5 protein-coding genes, 1 tRNA gene and 1 pseudogene are annotated in these 5,435 nt (G+C 41.9%); 3 read left to right on the forward strand and 4 right to left on the reverse strand.

The window, feature by feature from the left end; translation table 11 throughout:
* Both AC2JBO_RS42680 and AC2JBO_RS42685 read right to left on the reverse strand, forming a co-directional pair.
* Positions 1-83, reverse strand: a pseudogene (locus AC2JBO_RS42680) (Photosystem I reaction center subunit IX); the annotation flags it as partial.
* Between the two features lie 158 nt (positions 84-241).
* A complete protein-coding gene (locus AC2JBO_RS42685) occupies positions 242-736 on the reverse strand; it encodes a Photosystem I reaction center subunit III (RefSeq protein ID WP_496959680.1) in 495 nt (164 codons plus the stop codon).
* Between the two features lie 211 nt (positions 737-947).
* On the opposite strand from AC2JBO_RS42685, the gene tsaD reads away from it, so the two are divergent.
* On the forward strand, positions 948-1,985 hold the full coding sequence (tsaD, locus tag AC2JBO_RS42690) for a tRNA (adenosine(37)-N6)-threonylcarbamoyltransferase complex transferase subunit TsaD (RefSeq protein ID WP_496959681.1): 1,038 nt from the start codon (positions 948-950) through the stop codon (positions 1,983-1,985).
* Between the two features lie 64 nt (positions 1,986-2,049).
* Here the strand turns inward: tsaD and AC2JBO_RS42695 are convergent, their stop codons facing one another.
* Positions 2,050-2,976 (reverse strand): alpha/beta fold hydrolase, encoded by a 927-nt coding sequence (locus AC2JBO_RS42695; RefSeq protein WP_496959682.1) that lies wholly within the window; start codon positions 2,974-2,976, stop codon positions 2,050-2,052.
* Positions 2,977-3,123: 147 nt separating this feature from the next.
* Positions 3,124-3,843: a hypothetical protein gene (locus AC2JBO_RS42700; protein ID WP_496959683.1), complete on the reverse strand. Its 720-nt coding sequence runs from the start codon at positions 3,841-3,843 to the stop codon at positions 3,124-3,126.
* A 286-nt stretch (positions 3,844-4,129) separates the two neighbouring features.
* On the opposite strand from AC2JBO_RS42700, the gene AC2JBO_RS42705 reads away from it, so the two are divergent.
* A complete protein-coding gene (locus tag AC2JBO_RS42705) occupies positions 4,130-4,678 on the forward strand; it encodes a GNAT family N-acetyltransferase (RefSeq protein WP_496959684.1) in 549 nt (182 codons plus the stop codon).
* A 140-nt stretch (positions 4,679-4,818) separates the two neighbouring features.
* Positions 4,819-4,892, forward strand: a tRNA-Pro gene (locus AC2JBO_RS42710).
* The last annotated feature ends 543 nt before the right edge of the window (positions 4,893-5,435 follow it).

The raw sequence follows: 5,435 nt of genomic DNA on the forward strand, positions 1-5,435 counted from the left end.
AACAGTCCTGCTGTAAAAATCAATAAAGCAAACAGCGTAACTGGAGCAAGAGATAAATATCTAAGGAAATGTTTTTGTTGCACGAGTAAAACTCCTCTAAACAACTGTAGTTTGTTTCGACTGGATTAATTTCCCTAATTAATAGGGTTTTTAATTACAAACGCGCTTCCGGATAATTATTCAGATAATTAAATGTGGAAGTATCGTTTGTAACTCGTATGTTTCACTAGCGTGGAGTTTACTAGCGAGGAGAAATAGGGATTTCTGTATCCTTAGCTGTTAACTCACCGCTCGTAAGCTCTTTGATTGCAGCAAGAGGCCATGTAAATCCACTCACCATAAGTGGGAGAGCCAAAGGAACATCGATGACGATTTCCTTCTGTTCTGGGTTTGGGGACTTGCGTACAGCAATAAGGTAAGCACGACCAACCCAGCCAATCCAACCAGCGATATAAAGGAACAGGATGCTAGGAATCAAGAAATCACCCGCACGGTCGAGGCGCCCATCCACAATTAGGTGAGGTAGGCCTTCTGGACCGCATAGGGCTTGCGAATAGCGCTCAAAACGCTTCGCACCAGAGTTGGGGTCAGCGGTTGTATTTCTCGCTGCTTCCGCGCGTGCTTGGAAGGCAGGAGAATCGCTACAAGGTACTAGGTCAGCTCCTAACGCCAGGGTTGGCGGGGTAAAGCTAAACCAGAGGCAAATGGCTAGAAATAGAGCAAACAAACGTTGCATGGGATTGTTTCCTTTTATTACGAAACAAAAAGTTTCATGTACAAAACGAAGCGGCTTGTACAATCTTTATTTGCATAACTAGCATGTCATCATAATCTGTGGCGGTAAACAGAGTAAAGTTGAAGTAAATAAAAGTTAAAGCTTTGCGAACAAAAGTTAATAGTTAGGAGTGCTGAGTGCTGAGTAAAAAGGAGTTAGGAGGCGCGGAGTTATGGCGACTGTATTAGCAATTGAGACGAGTTGTGATGAGACAGCAGTAGCAATAGTTGATAATCGTGAGGTTAAAAGCAGTATTATTTCTTCACAAATCCCTGTGCATCAGCAATATGGTGGAGTCGTGCCAGAAGTGGCGTCACGCGCGCATTTGGAAATTATTAACGGCGCCATTACACAAGCGATGGAGTCAGCACAAGTTGGTTGGGCAGAAATTGATGGGGTAGCAGCAACTTGCGCTCCTGGGTTGGTAGGAGCGTTGTTAGTGGGAATGACAGCAGGTAAAACTTTGGCAATGCTGCATGATAAGCCTTTTTTGGGAGTTCACCACCTTGAAGGACATATTTACGCGACTTATTTGAGTGAGCCAAGTTTAAAGCCACCTTTTTTGAGTTTACTCGTTTCTGGTGGGCACACAAGTTTGATTCACGTTAAAGAATGTGGCGCCTATGAAACGTTGGGTGAAACTCGTGATGATGCCGCTGGAGAAGCTTTTGACAAGGTAGCACGATTGTTAAAACTTGGTTATCCAGGTGGACCTGCTATCGACCGTATTGCTTCTCAAGGTGATCCCCAGGCGTTTGTATTTCCAGAAGGAAGGGTTTCACTACCAAATGGTGGTTATCATCCGTATGATGCCAGTTTTAGTGGTTTAAAGACAGCTGTACTCCGTCTAGTACAGCAAATAGAAAAATCTGGCACCGTTGTTCCGGTGGCGGATATTGCTGCGAGTTTTCAAGCAACAGTCGCACGCGCGTTAACAAAACGTGCTATTAGATGTGCCCTCGACTATGAACTTGATACTATCGCAGTTGGTGGAGGTGTTGCCGCTAATAGCGCGTTGAGAAAAACACTGTCCAAAGCTTGCGCGACTCATAACTTACGAGCATTATTCCCACCATTAAAATACTGTACTGACAATGCCGCAATGATTGGCTGTGCAGCTTCAGAACATCTTGCTCTCGGTCACACCTCACGACTCTCATTAGGCGTTCAATCAAGGTTGGGACTGACCGAGGTAATGAAACTGTACTAAAAATTTTAGATTTTGGATTTTAGATTTTAGATTAATCCAAAATCCAAAATCCACAATCCAAAATTCATGAATGCTGCGCTACAAGCCGACGAATTTCGTTACCAACAGCTTCTGGCTGCTCTAACATGGCTAAATGACCGCATTCAGGAATTTCGATGACATTATCGCCACTGTATTGAAATAAGGGATGGAAACTCGCTAGGTGACGCACGTACTTGGGTTCCATGACCTTATCCTCGGCGCCTGCCAAAAAATAAACAGGTTGCTCAAGCTGTGCTACTAATTGAGGCAGACGATTTACTTCTTCTTCGGTAGTAGACTCAAGCAGTGTCCCTAAAGCGGCTTCTGGGTCTGCAACTACAAAATCAATTACTCGCTGTCTTGCCCAATGCCTTTCTAAAGGACGCACAACACTAGCTCTAGAAAATAACAAATCGATTAATGGCACTTGAGAAAGCCAGCGCGGACGAACTTGTAAAAATTTTTGCCCCGCAGTCCGAAACTGCTCAAATGCTTCTTTTAAGTAAATACCTCCTCCAGCATTAATACAAATTACACCTTTAACCTTGTCAGGAAGTTTTGCCGCAGCCCAAAGCGCGATTGTTCCTCCAAGAGAATGACCAATCAACCAAGCACTCTTAATTTGGAGCTTCTGTAAAAGAATGACTAAATCTTGAGCATAAGCTTCTGGTGTATAAACTGATTCAAAGGTATTTACTATTTCACTGCTATAATCACTGCCATATGAAGTCAGCTTAAGAGAAGCTACTAATTCACGCGCGTTTTGGCTTCGTGTCTTAGTTTGAGATTCCCCAAAACCTCTAAGGTCATAGGACAAGCATTGGATATCAACCCCAATACGAGAAATCACAGGCTGCCAGTATCCACGACTGTTTAACCAACCGTGGACAAAAACTACAGCGTCGGGGCATGATGTCGGTTTTGAGAACTCGTATGCGTGTGGTACGCCTCTTATTTCGATGGTTGCCATACTTCTATCGTACAATCGCGCGCTTTGGTGCGACTGAATACGGATTTGTTGAATATAAGCCAGAAAGTTTAAGGTAAGAGATAAATTAACAGATTTTTTGAACTAATATCCTTTGTTATTTGTTTTTCTCCTTAAAAATAAAAATATTTACTTGCCAAGTAGCCTAGTTCGCACCCCTTCAGCGATTTTATGGCCTAAGTATTCAGGTATCAAACTTTCGTTTGGTCCAAGTAAGTAGAGAATCAGGCGAGTACGACCACGCCAAACAAGTAAATTGGCATTAACAACCAGAAGGTCTTCTTGCCAAATTGCGTACATGACTTTGTAAAACAGTCCTGGTTGGTTGTCAGCTTCGATCACCAGTGCGGGTAAGTGAAACACTGGGTCTACGTAAAACTCGGTTTGAATTTGCTCTAAACCAGCATCTAAATTGAATTCGACTGCGAGCATTTCTTCTACTTCAAATCGACCACCTAGCGCTTCGCGTACTGCACGACAAACATTCTCAGCTGTTTTGTCGGTGAGCGATTTACTTCCGCGCGATACGATTAGTTTGATAAAAACTAGCATCGGTGGTTTGATTTGACCGTATAAGGATAGCGAGTGGATTGTTAACCCATAAGCTGCTAGTACTCCAAAAATATCGCTGAGAAGAAAAGACTGATTACGGTAGGCGAAATGTAAGGCACTTTTACTACCTTCTGCTTTGAGTTCAATAACGGCACGTCTAGTTTTGTATAAACGGTAAGCTAAACGCAAATTTTGCAGTTGAATTTCACTGCTGACAAATTGCTCGTAGAACTGAGGAAACGCTCGATTAAAGCGTTTGAGAAGTTCTAGGGTGGAGGTTTTTAATCCAGTTGCCATTCTTAATTGTTAGTAGTGGGTTGTTAATGACTTTGGTTCAAAGCAAAAATCATACGGAGTATTAGCGCAATATTGTTCGGAGTCTTGCAACAAAGTGCTACAGTTGAAGTTGATTGATGTGAAATAAGCCGAAGAATATAGTAAACGTCATTTAGAGTCAGTGTTTTGCTTTGTACTTAATATTCAGTTTAAGTGTGAGTGTACTGTTAGTTGACGTTCCTAGCACAAAGCTTATCAACTCTTTCAATAGAAATGCTCCTCAGTTATACTACCCGAACCACCTGGCATGGGTTTCTGGAAAACTTGGTTTAGTACCTCGGAGACTGCGACCACCCGCACTACTCCTTCCGAAGAACACTACTTGGATGCTAATGGTAAATCCGTTCCTAATGGCGCCACGAATGCATCAGAGCGAGACACTCGTATCGTTTTTAGTACCGAGCGCGATATTGACCTATACGAACTCGAAGAACTTTGTGATGCGGTCGGATGGTCACGTCGTCCTTTACGAAAGGTCAAGAAAGCTATTGAGTGCAGTTTTCTCGTTGCCTCTATGTGGCAGGTTCGAGGACAAGAGCGGCGCCTAATTGGTTTTGCACGCGCAACCTCAGACCATTCATTTAACGCCACAATTTGGGATGTGGTCGTTCACCCAGACTATCAAGGTAGAGGTCTGGGTAAGGCACTGATGAAATACGTACTTAAAAAACTTAGACTTGAAGAAATCAGCAATGTAACTCTCTTTGCTGACCCTCACGTTGTTGATTTCTACCGGGGTTTAGGTTTTATATCTGACCCCGAAGGTATTAAGGGAATGTTTTGGTATCCTCAATAATTGCACCTTCGCGACTTAGATTAAAAAGTAAACGTTAAGGTAAGTAAAAACAAAAATAAAATTTCTATTGTACAATTGCTGGATTTTATGCTATATTCATTTAGTATTCTTCCAATTGAAAGCAATTATATAGTCAAGAACGGGATGTAGCGCAGCTTGGTAGCGCGCCTGCTTTGGGAGCAGGATGCCGCAGGTTCGAATCCTGTCATCCCGATACTATTTTATACAGATATAAACCCAGGCTAATTAATAAGCTCTGGGCTTTTTTATGCAAAGAATTAGAAAAAAAATTGAAGTAGATTAAATTTTGTTTGAATTACTTTTGATTTCTAATTTTTTCTTATCTAAAATGTGTATTAACTGTCACCAGTATAATAATCGTCTTTGTGCCTTGATCTTTTGCAAGTAGCTCTGGGGCAAGCTAACTGTAATTGTTTCTGGGGAACCTAGACTCTAAATAGCTAGTCAAAACTGATGTCAAGGCCGTTTATTTTAACACATTAAAACTAATTTCGTGCGGAACGATTCATTTTTAGGCGCCGTCGAATATAACAGTATTGGCAATAAAATTGCATTTGTTTGGGAGTAGCCTGCACTCTTCATCAGTTATCTGGTGGGATTAAGGCGCCGGAACAGACATTTAAAAATAGTGCAGATAATTAGTTTTGAAGGTACTATAGCTTAAACACGTATCTAACAAGCGTTTTTACTGCACTAATCCAACTAAAATCTCGGCTTGATAAAAGTTTTAATGTTA

Source organism: Calothrix sp. CBUCES-K 9914 (assembly GCF_059640475.1).

Bases quoted from the DNA above. Each gene is read 5' to 3' on its own strand.
- AC2JBO_RS42685 (WP_496959680.1), bottom strand. From the start codon at position 736: ATGCAACGTTTGTTTGCTCTATTTCTAGCCATTTGCCTCTGGTTTAGC.
- tsaD (WP_496959681.1), top strand. From the start codon at position 948: ATGGCGACTGTATTAGCAATTGAGACGAGTTGTGATGAGACAGCAGTA.
- AC2JBO_RS42695 (WP_496959682.1), bottom strand. From the start codon at position 2,976: ATGGCAACCATCGAAATAAGAGGCGTACCACACGCATACGAGTTCTCA.
- AC2JBO_RS42700 (WP_496959683.1), bottom strand. From the start codon at position 3,843: ATGGCAACTGGATTAAAAACCTCCACCCTAGAACTTCTCAAACGCTTT.
- AC2JBO_RS42705 (WP_496959684.1), top strand. From the start codon at position 4,130: ATGGGTTTCTGGAAAACTTGGTTTAGTACCTCGGAGACTGCGACCACC.